20 protein-coding genes are annotated in these 24,722 nt (G+C 63.8%); 6 read left to right on the forward strand and 14 right to left on the reverse strand.

The features are described 5' to 3' along the window. Window positions 1-4 precede the first annotated feature (4 nt). Both OXH56_11870 and OXH56_11875 read right to left on the reverse strand, forming a co-directional pair. Window positions 5-1,279 carry an acetylornithine deacetylase/succinyl-diaminopimelate desuccinylase family protein gene (locus tag OXH56_11870; GenBank protein MCY3556002.1) on the reverse strand — a complete coding sequence of 425 codons (1,275 nt, stop codon included), beginning with the start codon at window positions 1,277-1,279 and terminating at the stop codon, window positions 5-7. A gap of 36 nt (window positions 1,280-1,315) precedes the next feature. Beyond that, complete coding sequence (locus OXH56_11875) at window positions 1,316-2,311, reverse strand: aldolase catalytic domain-containing protein (protein ID MCY3556003.1); 996 nt, start codon at window positions 2,309-2,311, stop codon at window positions 1,316-1,318. 315 nt (window positions 2,312-2,626) lie between these two features. On the opposite strand from OXH56_11875, the gene map reads away from it, so the two are divergent. Then, window positions 2,627-3,427, forward strand: a complete 801-nt coding sequence (gene map / locus OXH56_11880) for a type I methionyl aminopeptidase (GenBank protein ID MCY3556004.1) — start codon at window positions 2,627-2,629, stop codon at window positions 3,425-3,427. Between the two features lie 67 nt (window positions 3,428-3,494). Here map and OXH56_11885 read toward each other — a convergent pair whose 3' ends face one another. The 10 genes from OXH56_11885 to OXH56_11930 form a co-directional block, all read right to left on the reverse strand. Then, window positions 3,495-6,749: a GNAT family N-acetyltransferase gene (locus OXH56_11885; GenBank protein ID MCY3556005.1), complete on the reverse strand. Its 3,255-nt coding sequence runs from the start codon at window positions 6,747-6,749 to the stop codon at window positions 3,495-3,497. A 29-nt stretch (window positions 6,750-6,778) separates the two neighbouring features. Next, window positions 6,779-8,281, reverse strand: coding sequence for a sulfatase (locus OXH56_11890; protein ID MCY3556006.1), 1,503 nt, complete (start codon window positions 8,279-8,281; stop codon window positions 6,779-6,781). Between the two features lie 17 nt (window positions 8,282-8,298). Then, the gene (locus OXH56_11895) at window positions 8,299-8,889 is read right to left on the reverse strand and encodes a DUF4202 domain-containing protein (protein MCY3556007.1); all 591 of its coding nucleotides are present in this window, start codon (window positions 8,887-8,889) and stop codon (window positions 8,299-8,301) included. Window positions 8,890-8,993: 104 nt separating this feature from the next. Further along, complete coding sequence (locus OXH56_11900) at window positions 8,994-9,392, reverse strand: hypothetical protein (protein ID MCY3556008.1); 399 nt, start codon at window positions 9,390-9,392, stop codon at window positions 8,994-8,996. A 479-nt stretch (window positions 9,393-9,871) separates the two neighbouring features. Then, on the reverse strand, window positions 9,872-10,870 hold the full coding sequence (locus tag OXH56_11905; protein ID MCY3556009.1) for a PfkB family carbohydrate kinase: 999 nt from the start codon (window positions 10,868-10,870) through the stop codon (window positions 9,872-9,874). 47 nt (window positions 10,871-10,917) lie between these two features. Beyond that, window positions 10,918-11,703 (reverse strand): DNA repair protein RecO, encoded by a 786-nt coding sequence (recO, locus tag OXH56_11910; GenBank protein ID MCY3556010.1) that lies wholly within the window; start codon window positions 11,701-11,703, stop codon window positions 10,918-10,920. A 34-nt stretch (window positions 11,704-11,737) separates the two neighbouring features. Beyond that, complete coding sequence (locus OXH56_11915; GenBank protein ID MCY3556011.1) at window positions 11,738-12,214, reverse strand: septum formation initiator family protein; 477 nt, start codon at window positions 12,212-12,214, stop codon at window positions 11,738-11,740. A 14-nt stretch (window positions 12,215-12,228) separates the two neighbouring features. After that, entirely contained in the window at window positions 12,229-13,515 is a 1,287-nt protein-coding gene (eno, locus tag OXH56_11920) for a phosphopyruvate hydratase (GenBank protein ID MCY3556012.1), read from the reverse strand. A gap of 100 nt (window positions 13,516-13,615) precedes the next feature. After that, window positions 13,616-14,722, reverse strand: a complete 1,107-nt coding sequence (locus OXH56_11925; GenBank protein MCY3556013.1) for a hypothetical protein — start codon at window positions 14,720-14,722, stop codon at window positions 13,616-13,618. After that, window positions 14,722-17,007: a glutamine amidotransferase gene (locus tag OXH56_11930; protein MCY3556014.1), complete on the reverse strand. Its 2,286-nt coding sequence runs from the start codon at window positions 17,005-17,007 to the stop codon at window positions 14,722-14,724. Before OXH56_11930 ends, OXH56_11925 begins: the two co-directional genes overlap by 1 nt. A 278-nt stretch (window positions 17,008-17,285) precedes the next feature. Here OXH56_11930 and OXH56_11935 point away from each other — a divergent pair, with 278 nt between their 5' ends. The 5 genes from OXH56_11935 (at window position 17,286) to OXH56_11955 (ending at window position 21,598) form a co-directional block, all read left to right on the forward strand. Then, window positions 17,286-17,657: a c-type cytochrome gene (locus tag OXH56_11935; GenBank protein ID MCY3556015.1), complete on the forward strand. Its 372-nt coding sequence runs from the start codon at window positions 17,286-17,288 to the stop codon at window positions 17,655-17,657. Window positions 17,658-17,705: 48 nt separating this feature from the next. Beyond that, entirely contained in the window at window positions 17,706-18,413 is a 708-nt protein-coding gene (locus OXH56_11940; GenBank protein ID MCY3556016.1) for a DUF4412 domain-containing protein, read from the forward strand. A 55-nt stretch (window positions 18,414-18,468) separates the two neighbouring features. Then, window positions 18,469-19,608 carry a galactonate dehydratase gene (dgoD, locus tag OXH56_11945; protein MCY3556017.1) on the forward strand — a complete coding sequence of 380 codons (1,140 nt, stop codon included), beginning with the start codon at window positions 18,469-18,471 and terminating at the stop codon, window positions 19,606-19,608. Window positions 19,609-19,807: 199 nt separating this feature from the next. Further along, window positions 19,808-20,599, forward strand: coding sequence for a 4'-phosphopantetheinyl transferase superfamily protein (locus tag OXH56_11950; GenBank protein MCY3556018.1), 792 nt, complete (start codon window positions 19,808-19,810; stop codon window positions 20,597-20,599). Window positions 20,600-20,713: 114 nt separating this feature from the next. Further along, complete coding sequence (locus OXH56_11955; GenBank protein MCY3556019.1) at window positions 20,714-21,598, forward strand: RraA family protein; 885 nt, start codon at window positions 20,714-20,716, stop codon at window positions 21,596-21,598. A 130-nt stretch (window positions 21,599-21,728) separates the two neighbouring features. On the opposite strand, the gene OXH56_11960 is transcribed toward OXH56_11955, so the two are convergent. Further along, window positions 21,729-22,982, reverse strand: a complete 1,254-nt coding sequence (locus tag OXH56_11960) for an ATP-binding protein (GenBank protein ID MCY3556020.1) — start codon at window positions 22,980-22,982, stop codon at window positions 21,729-21,731. Window positions 22,983-23,240: 258 nt separating this feature from the next. Next, complete coding sequence (gene rmuC / locus OXH56_11965; GenBank protein MCY3556021.1) at window positions 23,241-24,668, reverse strand: DNA recombination protein RmuC; 1,428 nt, start codon at window positions 24,666-24,668, stop codon at window positions 23,241-23,243. Window positions 24,669-24,722: the final 54 nt, after the last annotated feature.

A 24,722-nucleotide genomic window follows, 5' to 3' on the forward strand; every position in this document is an offset into this window, starting at 1 on the left:
CTCTTCAGTTCACGCCGAGCATCCGGACCGCGGTGACCGCCATGACCTCGCAGCTCCGGACGAGATGCTCGATCTCACAGTATTCATCGGGCTGGTGGGCGAGATGGAGCAGTCCGGGGCCATAGGCGATGCACTGCTTCACCCGTCCCGTGTTATGGACGTGCTTGTGATCGTAGGTGCCGGGGCTGGCCACGAATTCCGCGGGCGCGCCGTTCAGATCCTCTATCGCGCGGGCGGCCGTACCGACCAGCTCGGCCTTCGGGTCGGTCTCGACCGGACGAACGTTCATCAGGTCGGTGAGCTCCGCTTTGAAATTGGGGTCTTCCGCGGCCAGATGGGCAATCATGGCCTGGATTTCTCCTTTGACGTCGTCGAAGGACTCCTCTTTCAGATAACGCCGGTCGAAGATGGCGGAGCACCGGTCGGCCACGCAGGGCGAGCCCACGTTCCCGTCCGTCTGTCCGCCGGTTATTCCGTTCACGTTGATCGTGGCCCGGCGCGCTTCCGGCGGGTCCACGGGCATGTCCGTTATCCGGGCGCGAAGGGCCGGCGCGAGTTCCGACGAGACCTGGCTCAGGAAACGTTCCATATGGCTGATGGCGCTGACGCCCAGAAAGGGCATGCTGCCGTGGGCGGTACGGCCGATGGTGTCGACCCGGAACCAGTAGACCCCGCGGTGGCCCAGGCAGATGCGTCCCGGTCCGAAGGGTTCCGGGATGATCACGTACGAGGTCCGTTCCGGGGAAATCAAGCCTTCACGGGCAAGGTAGTCCATGCCGGCGAACCCGCCCGTTTCCTCGTCGACCGTCGCGCTGAACTCGAGACTGCCGCGCAAGGAGATGCCCGCCTCCCGTACCGCGGCCGCCGCGAAGAGCGCCGCGGCGATGCCGCCCTTCATGTCGCACGCGCCGCGGCCGTATATCCTGCCGTCCTTCACTTCGCCGCCGAAGGGATCGACCGTCCAGTGTTCGCCCGGCGGAACCACGTCGGTGTGGCCGTTGAAATGCAGCGTGGGCATCGGCGACCGGCCGGGAAGCCGGCCCACCACGTTGACCCGGGGGTATTCATCGGAATGGTCCGGATGGCCGGCGGCGGTCACGTACCGGGTTTCGTAACCCAGTGCGCTCAACCGGTCGCCCACGAGCCGGGCGCAGTCCGGGTATCCGTCACCCGGCGGATTCACGGAGGGAATGCGGATCATCTCCCGCAAAAACCCGATCATGTCGTCGCGGAGGACGCGTACCTGTTCCACGATGCGCTGTTCGAGCGGGGTTATCATGGGCTTGCGGGGGAGGCCGGGTTCGGGGGCGCCGGGTCAGCCGGCGTCCTCCATCTCGTCGTAGAATCTGGCCATGCTGCCCCTTTCCTTCGCCGCGTTGAACCGCATGCCCGACCGGGGATGCTGGTTCATCAGCCCCGTGATCATGTAGGGAATGTCGAACCCCCACATCAGTTCGGCCCGCATCGGCTCGACGTGGTACTGTATGCAGTCCAGCAGCGGACGCAGGCGGAACTTCGGGTTGTGCAGGAATCCGACGATCAGTTCCATGGGGCAGTTGCCGGCGCCGCGGCCGAGACCGGCGAGGCTGGCGTCCAGGTAGTTCGCCCCGCGGATCAGCGCCTGTATCGTGTTTGCAAAGGCCAGTTGCTGGTTGTTGTGGGCGTGGATGCCCACCTCCTTGTCGGTGGATTGAAGGGCGTTCAGGAACTTGTCCACGAGCGCTTCGATCTGTTCGCTGTACAGGGCGCCGAAGCTGTCCACCACGTAGATGGCGTCCACGGGCGATTCGACGAGCATGGAGAGTGCCTCGTCCATTTCGCTTTCCGGAACCGTCGACGCCGCCATGAGGTTCAACGTGGCCTCGTAGCCCTTGTCGTGGGCGTCCTGGATCATGTCCAGCGCCAGGGGTATCTGGTGGATGTAGGTGGCGATCCGGATCATGTCCAGCACGCTGTCCTCGGCCGGCAGGATATCGGTCTTGTAGTCCGATTTCTCCGCGTCGGCCATCGCCGCCAGTTTTACAGGCGAGTCATTATCACCCACGACGCCGCGGATGTCCTCCTCGGCGCAGAACTTCCAGGGTCCGTGTTCGTCGGGGGAGAAGATCTGCCGCGAGTTGATGTACCCGATTTCCATGTAGTCGATCCCACCGGCGACACAGGCCTGGTAGACCGCCTTGACGGTATCCGCGTCGAAACGGTGGTCGTTCATCAGGCCGCCGTCCCGAATGGTGCAGTCGATGAGCTTGATCTCCGGCCGGTAGGTCAGCCACTTTCGCGTGGGTGCTTCGTTGAGTGCCGATTGGTCCATGATCCTGTTCACTTTACTCCTGGTTACCGGTGATTTCGCTTATATCCCATTGCAGCCGGGAAGCCCGGCGCAAAACCCGCGACTGAACATACACGACACCCCAAAGGGGGACAAGGTATTTCAGGGGACACCTCGAAGCGGGCGCGACCATGCGTGACCAGGCAGGTCCACCTTATTGCCCTTGACTAATCCGCCTTCCCGCTTATCATGCAAAGGGCGTTTTTGAGGTCGCGCCGGTCAAGCGCATGCCCGGACGCGCCAGGTATCTGATGATCGCGTGCCGGATTACGTGTGGAATATCGTGGGGCAACGGCTATGGGAATCATTCTCAAGACCGAAAAACAGATCGAAACCATCCGCCGCAGCGGCCAGGCCGCGACCGCGACGCTGCAGCGCATGGGAGAATCCGTCAGGCCGGGCATCTCGACCTCCGAGCTGGACCGGATCGCCCGCAGAATGATCCGGGATTTCGGGGGCACCTCCTCTTTCCTGGGGTACCGGCCCAGCTACCACCCGCCCTTTCCCGCCACGATCTGCGCGTCCATCAACGACGAGATCGTGCACGGCATCCCCAGTCCGCGGCGCAAAGTCGACGATGGGGACATCCTCAGTCTCGATTTCGCCATGATCATCGACGGGTACCACGGCGATACGGCCTTCACCTTCCCCGTGGGCCGTGTTTCACCGGAGGCGCAGAGGCTGATGGACGTCACGCGTGCGTCGGTATTCAAGGGGATCGAGGAAGCGAAGCCGGGAAACCGCATCGGCGACATCGGGCACGCGGTGCAGCAATACGCGGAATCTCACGGATACTCGGTGGTGCGGGACCTGTGCGGCCACGGGATCGGCCGCAGTCTCTGGGAGGAACCGCAGGTCCCCAATCACGGCAGGCCGCAACGCGGCATCCGGCTCAAACCGGGCATGGTCATCGCCATCGAACCCATGGTGTGCGCGGGCGCGCACCGGATCCGGGTCCTCGACGACGAATGGACGACCTCCACCGCCGACGGACGGCTGTCCGCCCATTTCGAACACACGGTAGCAATCCTGTCCGACGGTCCCGAGATCCTGACGGAAAACACCGATCTCTGGGGATCGAACGGCCTGCCGGGGTGATGCAGGATCACCTGATCTGTCCACTCCGCCCGGTCCTTCAAACCGGGTGTCCCCGACTGCGCGTAAATCATCGCAGGTCTTTCAACACCGCGTATCGCCGCGCTTCCTCTCTCGATCCGGCCAGGACCAGGTAAGCCGTTTCCTCGCTGACTCCATGGGCGGCCACTTCGTGACTCCGCATGAGCTTCAGGTGGCCCCCGGCGTCGCCCCAGCTGTCCATCCGGACGCCGTTCCCCGGCGAAACGAGCACGAAGGTCCGCCCGGTGCGCGGGTTGGCGGCGGCGGCCCAGTGTCCACCATCCTGTTCGACATACCACGGGCGCCGTTTCTGCTCGCTGTCCGCCGAAAAGAGGACGGTGTCGTCCATCTCGCCGTCGGGCTTCAGGAACAGATGCCATCCGCCCCTCAGCCGCCGGTGCGCGTCGCTCTCGTTCAGCAGCCTCCATACCAGTTTGATTACCGGTCCACCCCCCAGGGTCAGGGTATCGAGTTCCAGGATCAGGCCGCGGGACGCCTCTTTGGATAAGGCCGCCCGTTGTCGCAGGCCCGTCCATTCGAGACCCCGGGCACGATAGGAGACGGGCTCCGCGGTGAATGTCTCGTCCTCGAGGGATTCCGTCCAGGACAGGCGGTCCAGCACGATCTCGGGCTGCAACCCGCCATACCAGGGGTAGCTCCATCCGAAGGCCCTGGGTTCGGGGAAGGCGGAAGCCAGGTGGTTGCATTCGCCGCCGGCATCCCGGATGGCGCACACGGATCCGAGGAAGGAGGGGGCGACGTCGATTTCGAGCCGCTGGTTACGAATGGTATACACCCTGTGCCCACCGGATTCGACATGTCCCCCGGATTCGTTGTGGTTCCCGGATTCGATGTGGCTCCCGGATTCGATCTCGTCGATTTCCACGGCCGATCCGTCCGTCAGCCGGACGAGGGGAAGCTCGACCTCCGCGCCGCGCTCCCCGCTGTCCAGCACCATGCGACCGGTGTAGACGCCGGGCGGCCGCGACGTGGAAAGCCGCACCGAGCCCTCGAAGGGTTGCCGCCAGTCGATCTCGGAGAACGAAACCCACGGCGGGTCGCACCGCCACCCGTCCGGCATGACGAATGAAACGGTCCCGCTGGCCTTCCGGGACTTCCACTGCGCAATCCGGAATCGGAGGTCGGTCTCGTCCCCGCTTACCACGGCGACGGACGGATCGGTCGATGCTTCGAATTCGTCCAGGATCCGCGGAGCGGGCTCGACTTCTCCGACCGGTTCCCCCCGGATACGCCGCCACAGCCAGCGCACGCCTTGCCAGCCACCGTCTCCGACGCGCAGCGTCATTGCGCCGAAGGAGACGCGGGACTGGGGCGCACAGGTCGTCTCCACGCTCACCGACTGGAATTCAAAACCGTTCCATTCGACCTCTTCCGAACCGTCGGGCCACAGGACCCCCATCGTTCCGTGGGGCATTTCGAAGGCGCCCCACGTTTCCGCGTAGGGGTCGCCGGTCTTGAAGTCGTGGTCGTCCGGCGCGGGCCGGTCGCTGCAACGGGTTGTGAGTATCCCTTCCCGGAGCGGCAGCGCCAGCGTCGCCTGGTCCGTGCCTCCGTTCGTGACGAACTGGTAGAGGCGGGAGGTGCGGGGGTCGAAGCCGGTATTCTCCAGCGTGTGCTCCACGGTAATGACCGGTCCGGCGTTCAACCGAATGATCCGGCTGAATACGAGGCCGGGGGCCTTCCGGGGTGCATAGGTTGCCGTGAGGACCACGCCGTGCCCGACCTCTTCGGCTTTCAGCTTGAAGTCCGACTCGCTGTATTCGCTGGGCCACTTCGGCGGTATGGGACGCCCGCCTTCCGTTCCCAGGTACCTCCCGGTGGACCGGTCGCTGATCTTCAGCTGGCCGCCCTCGGCCTCCAAGCTTGCCCGGAAGATTTCGTTCTCGAACCGTATCGCGCCGTCCTGGTGGTACAACATCCCGCCCGGTGCCAAAGCGAAGACGGCGTGTTTCGCATCCGCCAGGTCGACCGGTCCGCCCTCCCGTTCCAGGCGGCCCGACAGGGTCAGTTCGAACACGCCCGGTCGGTCCGCCTCGAGGACTGTTTCGAATCCTCCGTATCCCCGGGCGGGCACCGCGACGGATCGCGCGCTGCGGTCCACCGAGAGGCCGTCCGATGCCGTGACGCGGACCTGCGCTTCCTTGTCTTCGGCCAACTGGCTGTGCAGGGTTACGCGCACCGGTCGCGGCGCGCCGGGCGCCAGGGTGATCTCCCCGGGATCGATGGAAAAGGACATCTCGACCCGCGGCCGGATACCTGTGGCGAGGTCGATGGGCAAATCGTCCCAACGTATGCCGGTGCGCACCCTCGGCGCGGTCTTCTTCAGGTCCACGGACTTGGCTTCGGCCGACACGCTCACCGGCGCCTCGAGGGTGACCGTCTCGCCGGGGCCCAACGTCTTCCGGCAGTGGTAGTCGATGGACAAATCGCCTGTCTCTTTCGCCGTCAACGCGACGGCGGCCGGAACGTCCTTCCGGTTCTCCAGTTTCCACCGAAGAACCGTCTGCCCGCCCCGTACCGGCTCGATGTCGTCCACCGTTGCCCAGGCGGACAGTTCTGCCGTCTCCACCGCGGTCACGTGCCGGGCTTCGCGGTCCACCCGTACCGTCAATTCCTCCCGGTCTGCGGCAGGACCGGCTTCATCCGCGCCGGACCCGGCGCCGCCACCGGATGACGGCGTCCCCCCGGCCATAAACCGGTAGGTAAACACCCGCAGTCCTTCCCAGGTTTCATCGTCAGGACGCTGGTCGATCCGCCGCTGCAGCGACGCGTACCAATCGTGCCTGTCGAAGTAGTACCGCGTACAGGGCATCTCGAGGATGGCGGGCATGTAGTTGCGCATGATCGGCCAGCCGCCGGCGTCCCAGAAGAAACCCGTCCGCTTGTAGGGCGCCATCGCCTTCACGTTACCCGACCAGGTATCTAGGTCGAGGTGGTACTTCTTGTCCTCGATGGCCATCTCCACCGAGCGAACGAGCAATCGCCGGCCGATGCTTCTTCCCTGGAAGCGCGGTGAGACGTTCAACAGTGCGAGGTAGAGGGCCTCGCTGTCGTCCTTGTCGTATACCAGGGAACAGTATCCGCCGATCTTCTCCCCTTCGGCCCAGACGAAGACCGCGGTGTATTCCAACTTTTCGTGCCAGTCCCGGATGTCCCGCGCCGTCGTGGGCACGCCGCTGTTCCAGGTGCCGGGCCATTCGCCGTCGCTTTCGTTCCACATCTCGGCGATCGCGGCGGTATCCCGCACCGGGTCGATCAGTCGCAGATTGGCTTGTTCCGCCATCGTCCTCTCCTTACCATCTCCTTACCATCTCAAGTGGTCCCACCATGGTCCGGGCTACCGCGTCGACCAGGCGGGGGAACCGCCGTCTCGTAGGGTATCGCCCCGGCTTCGTTCACTTCGTATCCGAACCGCTCCAGGTAATGGCCGGCGGGAAGCAGCGCGTCGCCCCGTCGGGCCATCTCTTGCTGCAACATGCCGTCCAGGCGGCATTGCAGGCCGGCATGTTCTTCCTGGCCGGCCAGGTTGGACAGCTGGCAGGGATCCTCCCGGTTGTCGTACAACAGCCAGGGCCCGTCGAGATTGCGCACATAGGTGTGCCCGGCGGTTCGTATTCCCCGCCAGGGCTGGCCCCGGTATTCCGAGAAGGGCGCGATGCTCATGATGTAAGCGGCATCGTTGCCCGTAAAGGCCTCGCCCCGCACCGCCGGGGCGTGGTCCCGGCCCTCGCAGGTATCGGGGACCTCGATGCCCGCCAGGCCGAGGAGCGTCGGCATGATGTCCACCACGTTGAAGGGGGTGCCGATCCGGAGCCCCGCGTGCACCTGGCCCGCCTGCTCCGCGTGCACCTGGCCCGCCTGCTCCGCGTGCGCCTGGCCCGCCTGCTCCGCGTGCGCCTGGCCCGCCTTGCCCGCCTGCTCCGGGCAACACATGACGAAGGGGACGCGGATGGACTCGTCCCAGGGGTGCTGCTTGCGCTGCCGGCCCTGCGACCCGAGCATGTCGCCGTGGTCCGAAGTATATACGAAAACCGTTTCGTCCATCAGTCCCTGTTCTTCGAGGAAGCCGCCGAGCCGCGCCAACTGGTCGTCGAGGGCCGTGATATGCGCGTAGTAACCCGCCAGGTCGGTCCGGACGGGATCGGGACAGTTGGGACGCACCTCCACTTCTTCCGGCGGATACTGGTCAAGGTAGCGGCCGGGTACGGATTCGTAGGGATTATGCGGCGGTCCCCACGACAGCACCAGCGCGAAGGGCCGGTCGCTCGCCCGGTTCCGACTCCGGTCCCCCTCCCGGTCACGCCCCCGGGCGCGCAGGTATTCTATGGCCAGGGAGGTCTGCGCCTCCGCATCGTAGCCGTTCCAGTACAGCGGCGCGTCCGAATCCCGATAGTACAGCGAGTTCATGTAGTCGTGGGTACAGTTGCCCACCGCCCAGAAATCGAACCCCTGCCTGCGTGGACCGGGCGGCGTGTATCCGCTCCGGGAAGGACCGTCGAGATGCCATTTCCCGATGTAGGCCGTGTCGTAGCCCGCCGCGCGCAGGACCGTGGCCAGGGTCGGCCGGTCCGTCGGAAGCCGCACGTCGTTCATGAACATGCCCGTCGTCAACGGGTATTGGCCGGTCAGAAAGGCCGCCCGCCAGGGCGTGCAGACCGGGATGTTGGAGACCGCCAGGTCGAAGACGACCCCCTCGTCGGCCATGCGGTCCATGTACGGTGTCCGCACCTGGCGGCTGCCGCCGAAGCCGGTGCTGCACCATCGGTGCTGATCGCTGAACACGAACACGATATTCTTAGCGTGGTGTCCGGGCATGGATCATGGTCTCCTCATCATGCTGCCCGGACCGCCCGGTCCAGCAACGACTTCAACGCGGGAGTGAAGTCTATTTTCTGCACCGCGTCCCGGCCCGCGGGCGACATCTTCTTCCAGGTCTTCGCCAGGATATCGACCAGTTTTTCGTCACTTTGCTTTTTCGCGAACTCGTGCAGATAGTGCCGGAGAAACACCAGGCAGGCGACGTCCTCAAGGGTCTGCGCCTCGGGGTCGGCCTTGAAGCGCTCTTTCCGGACGAGTGCCTGCACGCGCTCCACCAGGGCGCCGTCATAGCCGGCATCCCGCAGGATGGCGCCCGCGGTCTGGGCATGGTACCAGGCCAGTTCAGTGCGCCACTGCCGGTAGCCGAGCCGGCCCACGGGGAAATCGCCGCGGGGTATCTTCCACCGCTGGATGTGCTGGCAGCGCACGGCCAGCCGCAGCGCTTCCGACGCGCCGGGCGCCAGGTCTTCAAGGCAGGCCGACATCCGCAAGCCGTACAGGAGCGCCTTCGGCATCGGCCGGCCGTCGACTTCTTCGGATTCCGGATCGGCGCCGTTCGCGGCGTCGATGCGTTCTATGGCATCGGTAAATCGATCATGGTCCATCAATCAAGTCGCTTTCACCATTCAGTCGCTTTCACCAAAAAAGCCGCCGGATGATGACTCCGGCGGCTTTTTCGTAGTGGCATGAAGCGTTAAGGGATCGTGTTTCAGGCGGAAATGGCGAGCTGTTCGCTGTATTCCTGCGACTCGAACGACGGCTCGGCCGGTTGGAAATCGATGCCATGCCGGTCGCACAGCTTGCGCAGCTTGTTTACCGCGCCGCCGATGTGCTTTCCGCCCCGGCAGATCCCGAACAGGTGCTGGCTCACTACCCTGCGGGAGATACCCAGGATCTCCGCGGTCTCCTGCTGGGTCTTCTGGTAGATGAAATACAGCACCACAACCTCGCACTGTTTCTGGGTCAGATACTGGGAGAGGAAATCGTAGACCGCGTCGGCCAGTTCGTCCACACGGTCTTCGCGCTGGTACCTGTGCACCCGATCCTCCCCCGTCTCGTACCAGATATTCGCTTCATTGGGATATTGCTCCAGGTCAACCTGGTCCAATCGGATTTCCCAGAACTCTGGATTATACATGAAGTGATTCTACCTCCGGTTCGATTCGTTCAAGGACAAAAAAAACACCGCGTGACGTAGGTCTCGCGGCTCCGGAGGACGTGCGTCAGTTCCCCTGATCGGGTCCGGGACTCAGGGAATGCCCCAACAACACTCCGGAGACGAGAACGGCGTGCCTGCGTCAGAGACGAAGGTCTTCGGACGCGCGATGGACCGCGCTGCAAGGTATCTTCCTGCCATTTTGATGCCTCCTTTGGTGGGATTCAACCCGGGGAGGACGGTCGAAACGAACTGCTGTGGTCATCGAGCCGTCCATGGTTTCTGCGTACTGTGTTCCCGCGGGTGCGACGACGGTATCTACATATATACATTACGGATGCACTTATATACACTCTGTGTGCACTTTTTCTTCGATTCAATCGCAAAAAAACGAAAATGGCAGGATCCGCGTTCGATCCGCTTCCGTCTGGCTAACGCCGGAGCCCCGATCCGGTTCCCTCGATCTGTGCTTCAAGGTCGTCCCGGGTGAACCAGTTAAGCGGACCGGGAATGGAACAGGAAAGCGCGGCGGCGGCATTGCCGAACTGCACGGCGGAACGGTTGCAGCCCTCCAGGCAGCCGAGGAGAAAACCCGCCGCGAAAGCGCCCAGTGCTCCATCGGTATCGACCACCCTGATCTCCCCCGACCGCTCCTCGAAGGTCTCTCCCGATGGGGAAACCGCGACGGAAGCCCAGACCGCGGCCCCCTCGGCGGTCAGGCGGTGCTCCACGACCGCCACGTGCTTCGAATCGAACCGGCTGCGCGCCAGGTCGGCCGCCGCCGCCAGCGGACCTTCGAAATCCCAGATCGTCTCCAGGGCTCTTCGGGTCGTCATGACGACGCCCGCGGATTCCACGAGGCCAAGCACGCTCGCGCCGACCGCGGCGTCGAGACGCGCCCCTTCCGTAACGTCCAGCAGGATACTGACCGGGTGGTCCGCGGCCCTGGAGTATTCAAGGGCGGATTGCAGCCGGCCGGCGTTCGCGTCGACGAGCATGGGCGCCGTGAGATCGAGGTGAAGAACGGCCGTGTCGCGGGCCGCGGCCCAGTCCACCGTACCGGGAGGGGCAGCACGAAAAGCGGTACCCTCCATGTCGTACCAGTACCGGGCCGGCCGGGGCGCGCTGCCCGTCTCGGCGTAGCACAGCCCGGTGCGGCCACCGGGCACGCGGACCACGTGCCGGGTGTCCACGCCGTGCTCCCGGACCTTATTGACGAGCTTCATGCCCAGGGGCGTGTCGCCCACGGCGGAAAGCCAGGCCGTGCGCAGACCAAGCCTTGCGAGACCGACTGCAGCCTCCAGCGCGCCGCCGGACACGGCCGCATCGAAACCGCCGGACTGCTCGAACCGCTCCCGCCCCCTCGGGGTAAGGCAAAGAAAACCTTCGCCCCAGGTCACCACGTCATACTTTTTTCCACGCTCCCTCATGGCCTGCGCTCCCTCATGGCTTGCGGTCCCTCATGGCTTGCGGTCCCTCATGGCTTGCGCTCCCGTCCGTCCTCCTCGATCGACTCCAGGAATTTCAGTGACTTCAACTCCCGTCCGTCGTCCATCTGGTACAGGTAGAAGGCGCGCATGACACGCTGGATCTCCCGGCGCGACGTCCCGACGGGTTTGAGCCGGGGCAGATGCTCCAGCGGCATTTCGCGCACACGGGCGAGCAACCGGGTGGTACCCAGGGAGAGTTGCATGGCCTCGCCGTCCTGCGCCTGGCAGTTCCGGCAGAGGATCCCGCCCAGAGACGGGCTGAATCGGACCGAGGCTTCCTCCGGGCACTCCCCGCAACCCAGGCAGGCGGTGAACTCCGGACCGGTGCCGTAGACGTCGGCAAATTCTATCTGAAAGCGCCAAAACAGCATTTCGCATGCGTCCGCGGACAGCTGGTCGATGGCTTCCAGTGTACGTAAGATCAGTCCGAAGAGTTGCTCACCGGGTTCTTCGCCGAGGACGAGCCGGTTCACCAGTTCACAGACAGCACTGGCATAGCCCACCTTCGTGAGATCTTCCCCGATCCGCCTGAAGTACGGTCCCGCCTCGACCTTCGAAAGATGCTGCAGTTCACGGTTCTCGCGATGGTTGTACGATACGGTGATTACGCACAGCGGTTGCAGCGAGGACGCCATCCTGCTTTTCGGACGCCGCGCCCCGCGGGCCACGAGCTTCACCTTTCCGAATGCCCGCGCGTAGACCGTGACCAGGAGGCTGGTATCCCCCAGCGGGATTCGGTTCAATACGATGGCTTCCGAGGATCGTATGGCCATGAGGAGGCCCGCTGGTTCCCGGGAGGAAACCGTTTCAGCGGCCGGGATCGGACGTCCTGGCTTCGGTGGAATCCGCTTCGACAGAATCCGCTTCGGCGGAATCCGTTTCCGCGGGGAATCGGTATATCAACTCGTCTTCCCGGACCATGCCGTGTTCCTCCCGGGCACGCCTCTCCAGCTCGAAGCGCGTCCGGTCGTCCGTCTCGGCATCGCCTTCCAGCAGTTCCAGTTCGCCGATCTGAACGCGCTCCCTGGATTCCAGTTCCTTCAGGTCGGCCTGCAGCCGGGATCGCTGCTCCCTGAGTTTCCACATGTTGTACCATCCGTAACTGCCGCCGATATAGACGTAGCCGAATACGACGGCGATCACGCCGAGGACGATCCACCTCAGCCGGGTCCGCTTCCTGGACCGCCGGCGCCGGCCGGCCGCAAACCCCCTCGAGGGATCGGGCGCCGCCGAAGCATCGGACGCCGCCGAGTCATCGGATTGGAAAGGTCCCTTATCTGCCATGGGCCGTGCTCTGCCTATGCGTCCCGGCGCAGGATGGACCGGCCCGCGTACCGGGCCCCTTCGCCGAGTTCTTCTTCGATACGCAACAGCTGGTTGTACTTCGCGGTCCGCTCGGAACGACAGAGGGAACCGGTCTTGATCTGACCGGCCGATTTCGCCACCGAGATGTCCGCGATCGTCGTGTCTTCCGTCTCCCCGGACCGGTGGGAAATCACCGCCGTGTAGCCCGAGGACTGCGCCATGTCGATGGCTTCGAAGGTCTCCGTCAGTGTGCCGATCTGGTTGATCTTGATCAGAATGCTGTTGGCGACGCCGCTTCGGATGCCCCGGGAAAGCCGGCCGGTGTTGGTCACGAAGAGGTCGTCGCCGACGAGCTGCACGTCATCGCCAAGCCGGTCGGTGAGCTGCTTCCATCCGTCCCAGTCGTCCTCCGCCACGCCGTCTTCGATGGAAACGACGGGATACCTGCCGGCCAGGTCCGCGTAGTATTCGATCAACTCCTCCGCGGTCTTTTCCGGCCGGGATTCCGCTTCCAGCCGGTAAATGCCCTGTTCGTGGAACTCCGAGGCCGCCGCGTCGAGGGCGATCGCCACGTCGGCGCCCGGTTCGTAACCGGCGTCGGAAATGCCCGACATCAGCATTTCGACGGCCTCCGCGTTCGAAGAGAGGTTCGGGGCGAAACCGCCTTCGTCGCCCACGGAAGTCGCGTACCCGTTCTTCAGGAGCACCGCCTTGAGGCTGTGAAAGACCTCGGCGCCCATGCGCAACGCTTCGGCGAAGGAGGAAGCGCCTACGGGCATGATCATGAACTCCTGCAGGTCGACGTTATTGTCGGCGTGGGATCCCCCGTTGAGGATATTCATCATGGGAACGGGGAGCATGCGGGCCCGGTCGCCCCCGAGGTACCGGTACAACGGCAGGCCGGCCGCCTCCGCCGCCGCGCGGGCCACCGCCAGCGACACGCCGAGGATGGCGTTGGCGCCGACGACGTCCTTGTTGGCCGAACCGTCGAGTTCGATCATGGCGCGGTCCACCCCGGTCTGGTCGGTCCCGTCCCGGCCGCGCAGCGCCTCGGCGATTTCACCGTTGACGCTGGCAACGGCGCCGAGGACGCCTTTGCCGAGATAGCGCGAACCGTCGCCGTCTCGGCGCTCGTGCGCCTCGTGGGCGCCCGTCGAAGCGCCCGATGGGACGATCGCCCGCCCGAAGGCGCCACAGGAAAGCTGTACCTCAGCCTCCACCGTGGGGTTCCCCCTGGAGTCCAGGATTTCTCGACCTCGAATTGAAACGATATCCGTCATGCGGGCACTTTCCGTGTTGGCGTCCGTACGCAATTCACTGCTTCAACCGCTCCATATGTTAACGGCTCCGGACCATGCGTCAAGGACAAGACGGAAAGGGTCAAGGGGATTGGTCTTCCGGTGTCTGAAGTTCCCTGAGCTGGCGGGTCACCCGGGCCAGTTCGATCAGCATTTCCTCCATGCGCGCCGCGTATTCTCCGGGGTCCTCCTGGTCCTTACGGGCCCTGAGGTCATCGATCAGCCAACGCAGTTCCTCTATGCGCGCCTGCAGCGCCTGCCCGCCGGGCGGCACGGTCCCGGCGGTGGCTTCCGGTCCGCCTGGCCCGCGTCCGAAGTATATCCTGCCGGACAGCGTCCCATCCGTACCGCCGGGTCCCGGTTCCCGGGTACCCCGCCCGTCGCCATTGTCGTCCAGCAGGGCATGCTCGGTAGCCAGCAACCCCTGGCCTACGTACCACTCCGCGGTCCTGTTCCTCGCGAAGATAAAGGACTCCAGCACGGAGACCCGCCCGTCCTTGTCCAGGTCGCCCGCCTGCGCTTTCAGTGCGTCGAGCAGGTGTTCCGGGAAGACCGTGGACAGCCGTTCGGCGCCGCTCTTGGTTGCCGTTACGATTACGCGGCCGGGACCGCTGAGCGCGTCGATGAACGGGGCGCTGGAACTCGCTCCGTTCACCACGACCGTGTATCGGGCTCCGATCTCATCGAGCGCGTCACGGAGCGTGTCCGCCGTCAGGTCGGGGCCGGGTATGTTCAGTCTGGCGCCCGTGCCCGTGGCGCTGCCATGGCCGATCAGCAGGACGAACAGATCGTCGTTGGGACGCACCATGCGCGCCAGCTCGGTCAGGGCAGCTCGGATCTCCTCGAGTGTGGACTTCACAGCAGGGGGGCCGCCCGCGGCGTCCGGGTCTTCGACCAGCAGGAACAACCGGTCTTCCGGGTAACCATGTTCGGTCTTCAATACCTCGTAGAATCCGCGCGCCCAGGCCAGATGCTGTTCCACGTACTTCGTCTCGCCGCCGAGACCCGCGATGACCAGCCCGTATCGCACGCCCGACGACGGTCCCGCGGGTTTCATTTCCTGAGGACCGACCGCATGAGCCGGCAACAGCCCCAAGGACAGCAGGCAAGCGGACAGCAGGCAAGCGGACAGCATGCTCGCGGACAGCATGCTCGCGGCCATACATGGGGCCAGGTTGACCAGGCCCATCACGAAAGTCCTTTCTGCCGTCGCAGGAACCACTCGGCGCTCAGGAAGAGCAGAATCGCTGCGAACAGGAAGGGGGCGTCCCGCAGGTCTCTCTCGCGGATCGAAGTCGCCGTATCCTCGACAGGCGCGATCAGTTCCGTGAGCTGTCCCGCATCGGACAGCGGCAGGTACGTGCCGCCCGTGGACGCCGCGAGTCTTTCGAGTTCTTCCCGGCGAAGCCCCGCGTTCGTGAATTCGGTGGCCGAAGGGGCCACGGTAAACCCGGTCTGGTCACGCAGCAACTCGCCATCTCCGGAACGGACCGACACCTCCACCCTGTGCGTTCCGCCCAGTGCGGGCCGGAACTCGCCGCTGTACAGTCCGTTCCTTCCCAGGATCCGCTCGAGCCGCACGGCCTCCGTACGTCCGGCAGGGCCCGTTATGTCGGCCCACACTTCGGCGCCGTCCACCGGTTCGAATTCCTGGTCGAACAAGCGGCTTTCGATAATGACCGGCTCGTGTCCGGCGTAGTTCGTCCGATCCGTAGCGACCGATACCCGACCGGGGGCGTACAGGGAGATCCAGCGTATCATCTGGCGCCAGAACCGTTCGTGCGACTGGTCTTCCGACGGAAGATGCATCTGCCATCGCCACGTGCTGAAACCGGTAAAGGCCATGGACCGTCCTCTTCCATAACGCTGAACCGCCAGGACCACGTTCGATCCTTCCAGCGCGTCCGCCTTCGGGTCAATCGCCAGCACGGCGGCGCCGGGTTTCGCACCGCCGATCCGGTTGTAGCCCATCAGTTCCGGCAACTCGCTCCAGATCGCGCTGTTTTCCTCCCGGGTAGACCCGAAACGGAGCAGCGGATGGTCGATCCCTTCCGCGGCCGGTTCGAGGAGAAAGGCGTGGTCGACGATGCCCATGGCCCAGTCTTCGCCGGTGAGTCGAACCGGCAGCAGGTCCTCGATCGGCGTTCCCGCGTACCCACCTTCCCGGAAGGCACTCAGTCCGCCGATCATCAGGAAGCCGCCGCCGCGGTCACTCACGAAGGCCTCGGTGAGCCGCAACTGCTCGGGCGTGAACCAGTCTGCCTCGACATCTCCGAAAACGACGGCGTCATAGGCAAACAGCTCCTCGCGGCTTCGGGGGTATCCTGCTGTCAGCTCCCGCTGTGGATCCCGGATTCCCTGACGGTAGATCCTCCCGTCCGGTGAGATCCGGACGATCGAGACCAGATCGATCCTGGGGTCTTCCTCCAGGGCTCTTCGAATGAACTTGAACTCTCTCCGGGGGTATCCCTCCACGTAGAGGACCCGTCCGGTTTTCGACCGGTTGTCCAGCAGGAAGGCCTGCGCGTTGTTCTCCGCGATCGTCTCCGCGTTCTGCGGGGCGACTTCGGCCGAGTATTCGAGAATGCCCGGCGATTCCGGCGAGAGAAAGACCTGGACCCGCTGGATGTCGCCGTCTCCGCCCAGCCGTACGGGTACCGTCTGGACCACGCGACCGCCCTCCCTGATGTTCAGGTCGACGGACCGGCCCGAATACCCCGAACTGCGAAGGGTGACGACCAGGTCGGTTATGGTACCTTCCGTGACCCGGTCCGATGCGGCTACCTTGAGAATCTCCACGTCCCGATCGATCCGTTCCCGGCCGACGCCCACGGCATGGACCGGCGTGTCCTGCGATGCGAGGTATGCGGCCGCGTTGGCCAGCTTGTCCGTACCCGTGCCCGTATTGTCCGCGCCGTCGGTCACCAGCACCACGGCGGCCACGGGCAGGTCCCTGAACTCGCCGGCGGCCTGTGCGAGCGCTCCCGCCATGTCCGTCGCGGTCCCGGAAGCGTCCAGTTCCCCGATACCCGGGACCCGTTCGGTCCGGTCCGCGAACCGGTAGGACCTCAGCCTGAACTGTGCGGCGAGTTCCTCGAGCAGCCCATCATCCCCGAACCGGCGCTTCACCGCTTCCACACGCGAAAGGCCCCGCGTTGCGTCCTGAATGCCCATGCTCCCGGAGTCGTCGAACAGCATCAGGAGGAAACCCCTGCGGGGCGAGACCTCCGACGACACGATGACGGGTTCCATGAGACAGAACACGACCAGCAGCAGAGGCAGGATCTTCAGCGTGGTGAGCATGGTTTTCATCGGCGTGGAAGTCGCCACGGGCATGCGGCGGTAGAAAAGGACGACGAGCCCTGCCACGGACAGGGTGAAGAGGACGATGACCCAGACAGGGATCGTAGTTCTGAAGGACAGGTGCTCGGACCCTCCGATCAGGCCGAGCGCGTATAAGATCGAATCGATCACGGTATATACCAGGTGGGGTTACCATCGAACGGGAAGTGGCGGTCCGGCCGGGCCGGCCGCCGGGGAGTGCCGCCGGTCCCGGATAGACATCGGTATTGAAAAGGCAAACGGGCGGAACTGTCAATACAAATAAGGCGGAAGGACGGGACGGCAAGACTGGCCTGAAAGCCCTTGACAGCGCGGGGGAGCGTACCTAATTTGCCCGAACCGCCCGAGGCGCGGGGAAGGCCCGGCGACGGGCAACAGAGTCCGCAATGCCCACGACGAAAGGAGTCGCGATGAAACGGTTCATACCGGTGATAGCCGCCTGCTTCGTGATGACGGTCCTGGTCGACGCAACCGTGGACGCCCAGCGCACCCCCCAGAACGTCCAGGTCCTGACGGATCTCTCTACCCGGGATATACGCGAATACATGAAGTCGGTCAGCAGCGGCATCGGGGAGAAGTGCGACTACTGCCACAACCTGAAAGACTACGCCAGCGACGAAAAGGAAACGAAGCTCATCGGCCGCGAGTTCATCAGGCTCGTGGAGCAGGTCAACGAGCAGGTAGTAGCCATCAACAGCAACGTCATGAAGAAGGAAGACCTGCAACTGGTTACCTGCTACACCTGCCACGCCGGTGAACTCACCATCATTTCCGAAGAGTAGGCATCCATCGCATTTCGCAGACTTCGAACCAGACGGGATCAGAGAGACGTGACAAGATACGCGGCGATCGCAGTACTGCTGGGCCTCGTCCTGGCGCCCTTTCCATCTGCATATGCCCAACCACAGGAAGGCGCCTTCGAAGGCAGCCTCGACTTCAGCGTGGCGTTCAGCGGCGGCAACATGCAGGAACGTGCCCAGGTCACCATGCTGGTGCCCGAGTCCTACACCCTCTACATCAAGGGCGGCCAGACCAAGATCCTCATGCGGGGCGGCATGATCGGCCTGACGATGGGCGAAGTCATCATCGACGGATCGTCGGGCCGCGGATTCGTCATCAGCCACATGAACAGCAAGGCCTACGAGATCGTCGCGGACCCGAACCTGAAAGAACGGACCGCGCCAGTCATCGTCGACGAGAACGAAACGACGGTCATCGCCGGCTACGAATGCAGGAAGTACAAGATCACAAGGGCCAATCCTTCCGGCGCGATGACCCAGTACATGTGGGTCACCGACGCGATCCAGCTGGACCTGGCCGCTTCCCTCGGAAACGCGTTGAAGGACAGCATGCCCTTCTGGACCGAGGGCTTGTCCGGTTTCCCGCTGCAGGTCACCACGTCCTTCCCCGGGACGGCCATGTCCATGACCCTGACCGCGACCAACGTAAAACCCCATACCGTCGATCCCTCCATATTCGTCGTCCCGGCCGGTTACGCCATCGAGGCCATCAATCCGGGGCAGCTATTCGGCAGATGACGCGGGCCGCCCGCTTTTCGTTAGATGACGCGGCCGCCCGGCGCCGGGAATCGTCATGAAAATCGCATCCGTCGAACAGTTCTTCCCCCGCCACCGGACCCGGCTCGTCAAGGTCACCACGGACACTGGCCTTGAAGGCTGGGGAGAGTCCACCCTCGAAGGGAAGCCCGAGAGCGTGGAAGGCGCGGTGCGCGAGCTGGCCGACTATCTCCTCGGCAAGGACCCGCTGCGCATCGAGCATCACTGGCAGCACATGTACCGCTCGGCCTTCTTCCGCGGCGGGGCCATCCTCATGACCGCCCTGTCCGCCTTGGACCAGGCGCTCTGGGACATCGCCGGCAAGCACTACGGCGTTCCCGTCTACAAGCTGCTCGGCGGCGCCGTTCGGGACCGTATCCGCGTATACGCCCACTGGGGCATCGGCAACCTGTCCGACGAAACCCAGGCCGCGGCCCGGAAACGGCTGGACATGCTGCTGGAAAGCGGGTACACGGCCTTCAAGACCGGCCCAGGCGGCAAGTGGCGGGGCCATGAGCCGCCGGCGGTCATCGACGAGTTCGTCGAATGCGCCTTTCTCATGCGGGAATGGGTGGGGCCGGACGTGGAGCTCGCCTTCGATTTCCACGGGAAGATGACTCCCGCTCTGGCCATCGAGATCTGCCACGAGATCAAGGACATGCGGCCCATGTTCGTGGAGGAGCCGGTGCCGCAGGAGAACGTGGACGCCCTCAAGCTCGTTTCGGACCACGTCACCTTCCCCATTGCCACGGGCGAGCGGCTGCTGAGCCGCTGGGAGTTCCGCCAGGTCTTCGAGAAGCAGGCCGCGGCCTACATCCAGCCGGACGGATCCCACGCCGGCGGCATCACCGAACTGAAGAAGATCGCCAACATGGCCGAGGTCTACTACATCCACGTCCTGCCCCACTGCGCCATCGGACCCGTGGCCTTCACGTCCTGCATGCACGTGGACGCCGTGATCCCGAACTTCCTCGCCCAGGAGCAGGTGGACTGGGCGCTCGGCGGGGACCTCCTGAAGGAAAACTGGAAGGTCGTCGACGGCCATATCGAATTGCCCGAAAAGCCCGGGCTGGGCATCGAGATCGACGAGCAGGCGATCAGCGAACGGGCGCCGTACCGGGAGGAACTGGGCGGCGAGCATTTCTACGACACGGACGGCAGCGTGGCGGACTGGTAGGGCGGGGCGGACCGAGCGGACGCAGCGCTTACCGGCGGACCAGGCGGACTGGTGAAGAGGGGCGGACCGAGCGGACGCAGCGCTTACCGGCGGACCAGGCAGACTGGTGAAGCGGGGCGGACACCCCGAACGCTATCCCGCCGGTGCAAGTCAGGGGACGCGAAATCAGACCTGACAGTCGGCGGCGGAAAAATCGTCTATGAACGGTGACGGAATCGGGTACACCAGTACGTGGCAGGCGGCGCCCGCCGAACCGTTCGGGAAGCGGCAGCCCGCGGAAAGCGAGATTCACGTCTGGCGGGCCGCCCTCGATCTGCCGAGTGACCGGGTCGGGGAACTGGAGCGTTTCCTGGCGGCCGACGAACTCGAGCGGGCGAAGCGGTTCCTCGTGCGCAGCGCGCGGGATCGATACACGGTTGCCCGGGCTGTCCTTCGCAACCTCCTTGCCCTTTACGTCTCCGCCGTGCCCGCCGAGCTGCAATTCCACTATACCGAATACGGCAAACCCGAACTCGCACATCCGGCGACATCGATCCGGTTCAACGTGTCACATTCTCATGACCTGGCCGTTTACGCGGTCACGGCGGGCGTGCCGGTGGGGATCGACGTGGAGTACCTGCGTCGCCGCGCGACCATGGACCGGCTGAAGATCGCCCACCGCGTTTTTTCCGACCGCGAATACAACGAACTGGCATCCATGCCCCGTTACCGGCGCGACGAGGCCTTCCTGGCCTGCTGGACGCGGAAGGAGGCCTTCGTCAAGGCCATCGGGCAGGGCCTGTCCTGCCCCCTCGACCAGTTCGACGTCTCCGTCGACCCAAACGATCCGCCCGAATTGCGGGCCACGCATTGGGACCCTTTGGAGACGGACCGCTGGTCCATGGCGTCGGTCGACCCCGGTCCGGACTACATCGGGGCGCTGGCCGTGCTGACCCTGAACCCGAAGATCACCCGATGGCAGTGGGACCACGACCAGGCCAGCGGAATCTGATCGAACCCGCGAAGCCCCGGCAGGGAGATGCGACGCCCCGGCAGGGAGATGCCCGCGGGGAGCACTCGTATTCGACCGAAGCCGCGCGCTGAAACTGACGCCCGAGGAGCACCCATGTCCGACAAATTCTGCCCGCTGAACCTGTCCCCTGAGGAACTCATCGATTACACGCCGGACTGGGACGGCGAACGCTTCCCGGACGGACGGCCCAGGGTGCCGGACGGGATCATGGAACGGATGAAGAACGTGTCCATCACCCAGGCCTGGGGCGTGATGCGCGGCTCGGGCTACGAACACCAGTACGAGGGCGGATGGATGCAGACCCATCCCGGCAAGACACTCGTGGGACGGGCGCTGACGGCCATGTACATGCCCCGGCGGCCGGCCATGCGCGCTGTGATGGAAGCGAATGGCGCCGCCGCCGGCTGCATCGGCGACCAGATCTCCTGGCCCATCGACATGCTCGTGCCCGGCGACGTCTACGTGGCGGACACCTACGGCAAGGTCGACGAGGGGCCGATCATCGGTGACAACCTGGCCACGGCCATCTACGCGAATTCAGGCAACGGCGTGGTCTTCGACGGGTCGGTGCGGGATTTGGAAGGCATCGAGGAGCTGGAGGACTTCGCCTGCTTCGTCCGGGGCTGGCACCCCTCCTACGCCTCGCCCACGATCATGCTCCTGGGCGTCAACACCGCGGTGCGCATCGGCCAGGCCACCGTCATGCCCGGCGACGTCGTCCTGGGCAAGCGCGAAGGCGTCGCCTTCATCCCGCCCCACCTCGCGGAGACCGTGGTGAAGACCTCCGAACTCGTCCAGCTGAGAGATATGTTCGGCAAGCAGCGGCTGCGGGAGGGGAAATACACGCCCGGCCAGATCGATGACCGGTGGACGGACGGGATGGAGGCGGATTTCTCGGAATGGCTGGAGGGCCACATGGACGAACTTCCGGTCCCGAAGGCGGCCATCCAGGACCTGCTGAAGGAACGGACGTGGTGAGGGAGGTTGCGTCAGTCCCTCACATTCGGCCGGCGCTCAAAAGCGTATTCCATGATGTTCGCGTTTTCTTCCGCATGTTCGATGGTCATCGAGACGAGATTGCATTGGTGTTCACACCGGGAAGCACTTTTTACCCACCGAGCGCCCATCCCGCGGGTATCCCCATCACGCCGTCACCCAGGTCTCGGATATGTGGGTCGTTGGATAGCACCAGCGCCTGCAGGACGGGTTTGTCCAGGATCTCATCCAAACGACGCAGGTGGCGCGCGTCCCTGTGCGAGACCCTGTCTTTGTATTTAACCTCGACAGGCACATAGCCGCTTTCGGTCTCGATCAGCAGATCGACTTCCCGACCGTCGACCGTTCGCAGATGATATAAATCAACGGGCAACCTCAGGTTCCGCGCCTGTTTGAAGATCTCCGCGACGATGGCGCCTTCGAATTCGGTCCCCGAGGGCCGACCCCTGCGGTTGAGCAACGCGCGCTGGATGCCCGGATCGAGGAAGTGTATTTTCGCTGCCTTGGAAAGGCGTTTGTTTCGATTTCTGAACCATGGTTGTAACTGAACGACCTGGTAACTGATTTCGAGGTAAGTGACGAAACGATTGATCGTCCTGTGCGTCACGCCGGCGAGACGGGCCAGTTCGCTGGTATTCAGCAAACCGCCAGCCAAACCGCCCAATGCCCGCAACATGCGTACATAGGGAACCAGGTCCCGAAGATTGGCCAGGTCGCGAAGATCTCTTTGCAGATACGTTCGCAGGTAGTCCTGCAGCCAACCGTACCGGTCCTCCCGGGACAGCGTAACATCGGTAACGACCGGCATGCCCCCGAAGTTCAGGTAGTGATCGAGGTGATCAACCGCTCTGGCGTACCTGTCGCTTTGTTGGGGTATTCCTGATACAAGCATATCAGGATCCCCGGATTCAAGGAACCGGACCAGGCGGGATTCCACGACCGGATCGTGCCAGGAATCGGTCATCATCTCCGGTATCGTAAGCGGATACAGTTCCAATATGGTGACGCGTCCGGCCAGGCTCTCCCGGATCTGATCCATCAACAGGATCTGGCTGGATCCAAGCAGTATGGAACGGGTGTCGGGATATCGGTCATACACCGCCTTGACGGATTCGACTATCGAAGGCGCCTTCTGTATTTCGTCCAGAATGACCCTGGGATAACGTTGGTACCACTGTGCCGCTGAAAGCGCGGTATAGTCCGGGCGTACGATCGGGTCTTCGAGCGAGACGAAGTCGTATTCAGGAAACCCGGCCTGCACCAGGGTGGTCTTGCCGGTCTGACGGGCACCTGTCAATGCGATCAGTCGTCCCAGTCGGGTACCCGACTTCTGTTTCATCAAGGACAGCACAGTCCGGTTTTTCATATTACAACCTCATTTGGGCGTAATATTATGCTCTTTATAATAAATTATACGCCATTATTGCGATAAAGCAATATAATTTTACGTTAAAACGAGTTGTGTGGCAACAGGATGCCGCCGGTGGGAGGGATATTCAAGCCTGGAAAATGGATTTTGGTACCGGGGGATGCGTGCCTGGGTGTTCCGTGGGAGAACGGAATTGCGTTTTTTTGGAATCGAAGAGATCGACTTCTGGCGGTGATCGGTGATCAGTAATTCAAGTTATTCATCATTGTCAACGACGCGGCCGTCTGCGTTTTCAGCCTGGCCGTCCACTGGCTTCCCGTCCGTCAGGTTACCGTCCGCCGACTTCCCGTCCGCCAGCTTCCCGTCCGCCAGCTTCCCGGCTTCCGGCTTGCCGTCCGTCAGTTTCTGGATCGATCCGGGAATGGCATCGACCGGCGGAACCTCCGGGAGTTCCCGCGTGATGGGGACGTTCAAGTCGGAGAAACGTTGGGCGGACGTGGCAACCCGGGTATCCCATGAACCGACGCTGCGATTGTACCGTTCGATCGCCTGCCGAAGCGAATTGCCGACGTTGACGTAGTGCCCCGCGAACACGGCCAGCCGGTCGTACATCTCCTTGCCCAGGTCGCTGATCTGCCGGGCGGTCTCCGCGACGCGGATCTGCTGCCAGGACATCTCCACGGCCTTTAGCAGCGCCAGCAGGGCGGGCGGCGTGACGATGACCACGTTCTTCTCGAGGGCCCGTTCCGTCAGCCCGGGTTCCCGTTCGATGGCGGGGAGAAAGGCGAATTCGGGCAGGACCATCACCACCATGTCCGGCGTCGAGGCCAGGACGCTCCAGTACTCCTTTTTGGCCAGGGAGTCCACGTGGCTCTTCACCTGGCTGACATGGCGGTCGATTGCGGCCGACCGGGTTTCGTCATCATCCGTCTCGAAGGCTTCCATGAGCGCCGTCAGCGACACCTTGGAATCGAGAATCACCGTCCGGTCCTGCGGCAGATGGACGATCACGTCGGTTCGAATCCGTTCCCCTTCGCTGTCGAAGCTGTCCTGCACCGTGAAATCGATGTCCTTCCGAAGGCCCGAAAGCTCAAGGACCCGCTCAAGCTGGGTCTCCCCCCACCGGCCGCGCACGTCGGGCCGCTTAAGCGCGTTGGAAAGCGTCTGGGCCTCGCTGGCGAGTTCCCTGTTGGCCTGCATGAGGTTCGATATCTGAGTTTGAAATTCGCCCGCATTCTTGGCCCGTGCCTTGTCCAGCGACTCGATTTTCTCCGACAGGGGCTTGACCAGTTTCTCGACGGCTTCCTGGCGCGCTTTCAGCGTTTCCTCGGCGTTTGCCTTGAACGATTCCTGCTGCGACTTAAGGACTTCCGACGACAGGGCCTTGAAGGTGTCCTTGAACCGCTTCTCCACCTCGTCCCGTTCGCCGAGGCGTTCCTCCGCGTTGGAGAGTTTCTGAAGCAGGCCGGCCCGTTCGACTTCCAGCTTCCGGACTTCCTCCAGTGCATTCCGCGCTTCGGCCAGTTGCTCGCGCACCGCGCCCAGTTCGGTCTCCATGGCCGCCTTCTCGCCGCTGAGCGCATTGACCCGGCTGCTGTTCTTAAAGCTCCAGACCAGCACGCCGGCCGCCAGCGCCAGGCAGGCCAGGAGCGCGATGAGCAATATGATCGTCAGTGTGTCCATGTGGGTTAATAAGGCACTAAGGAAGTGCCGTAGTCAAGCGGTCAGCATGGTCAG

Source organism: Gemmatimonadota bacterium (assembly GCA_026702745.1).
Taxonomy (GTDB): Bacteria; JAAXHH01; JAAXHH01; order JAAXHH01; family JAAXHH01; genus JAAXHH01.

Bases quoted from the DNA above. Each gene is read 5' to 3' on its own strand.
- OXH56_11870 (MCY3556002.1), bottom strand. From the start codon at position 1,279: ATGATAACCCCGCTCGAACAGCGCATCGTGGAACAGGTACGCGTCCTC.
- OXH56_11875 (MCY3556003.1), bottom strand. From the start codon at position 2,311: ATGGACCAATCGGCACTCAACGAAGCACCCACGCGAAAGTGGCTGACC.
- map (MCY3556004.1), top strand. From the start codon at position 2,627: ATGGGAATCATTCTCAAGACCGAAAAACAGATCGAAACCATCCGCCGC.
- OXH56_11885 (MCY3556005.1), bottom strand. From the start codon at position 6,749: ATGGCGGAACAAGCCAATCTGCGACTGATCGACCCGGTGCGGGATACC.
- OXH56_11890 (MCY3556006.1), bottom strand. From the start codon at position 8,281: ATGCCCGGACACCACGCTAAGAATATCGTGTTCGTGTTCAGCGATCAG.
- OXH56_11895 (MCY3556007.1), bottom strand. From the start codon at position 8,889: ATGGACCATGATCGATTTACCGATGCCATAGAACGCATCGACGCCGCG.
- OXH56_11905 (MCY3556009.1), bottom strand. From the start codon at position 10,870: ATGAGGGAGCGTGGAAAAAAGTATGACGTGGTGACCTGGGGCGAAGGT.
- recO (MCY3556010.1), bottom strand. From the start codon at position 11,703: ATGGCCATACGATCCTCGGAAGCCATCGTATTGAACCGAATCCCGCTG.
- OXH56_11915 (MCY3556011.1), bottom strand. From the start codon at position 12,214: ATGGCAGATAAGGGACCTTTCCAATCCGATGACTCGGCGGCGTCCGAT.
- eno (MCY3556012.1), bottom strand. From the start codon at position 13,515: ATGACGGATATCGTTTCAATTCGAGGTCGAGAAATCCTGGACTCCAGG.
- OXH56_11925 (MCY3556013.1), bottom strand. From the start codon at position 14,722: ATGGGCCTGGTCAACCTGGCCCCATGTATGGCCGCGAGCATGCTGTCC.
- OXH56_11935 (MCY3556015.1), top strand. From the start codon at position 17,286: ATGAAACGGTTCATACCGGTGATAGCCGCCTGCTTCGTGATGACGGTC.
- dgoD (MCY3556017.1), top strand. From the start codon at position 18,469: ATGAAAATCGCATCCGTCGAACAGTTCTTCCCCCGCCACCGGACCCGG.
- OXH56_11950 (MCY3556018.1), top strand. From the start codon at position 19,808: ATGAACGGTGACGGAATCGGGTACACCAGTACGTGGCAGGCGGCGCCC.
- OXH56_11955 (MCY3556019.1), top strand. From the start codon at position 20,714: ATGTCCGACAAATTCTGCCCGCTGAACCTGTCCCCTGAGGAACTCATC.
- OXH56_11960 (MCY3556020.1), bottom strand. From the start codon at position 22,982: ATGAAAAACCGGACTGTGCTGTCCTTGATGAAACAGAAGTCGGGTACC.
- rmuC (MCY3556021.1), bottom strand. From the start codon at position 24,668: ATGGACACACTGACGATCATATTGCTCATCGCGCTCCTGGCCTGCCTG.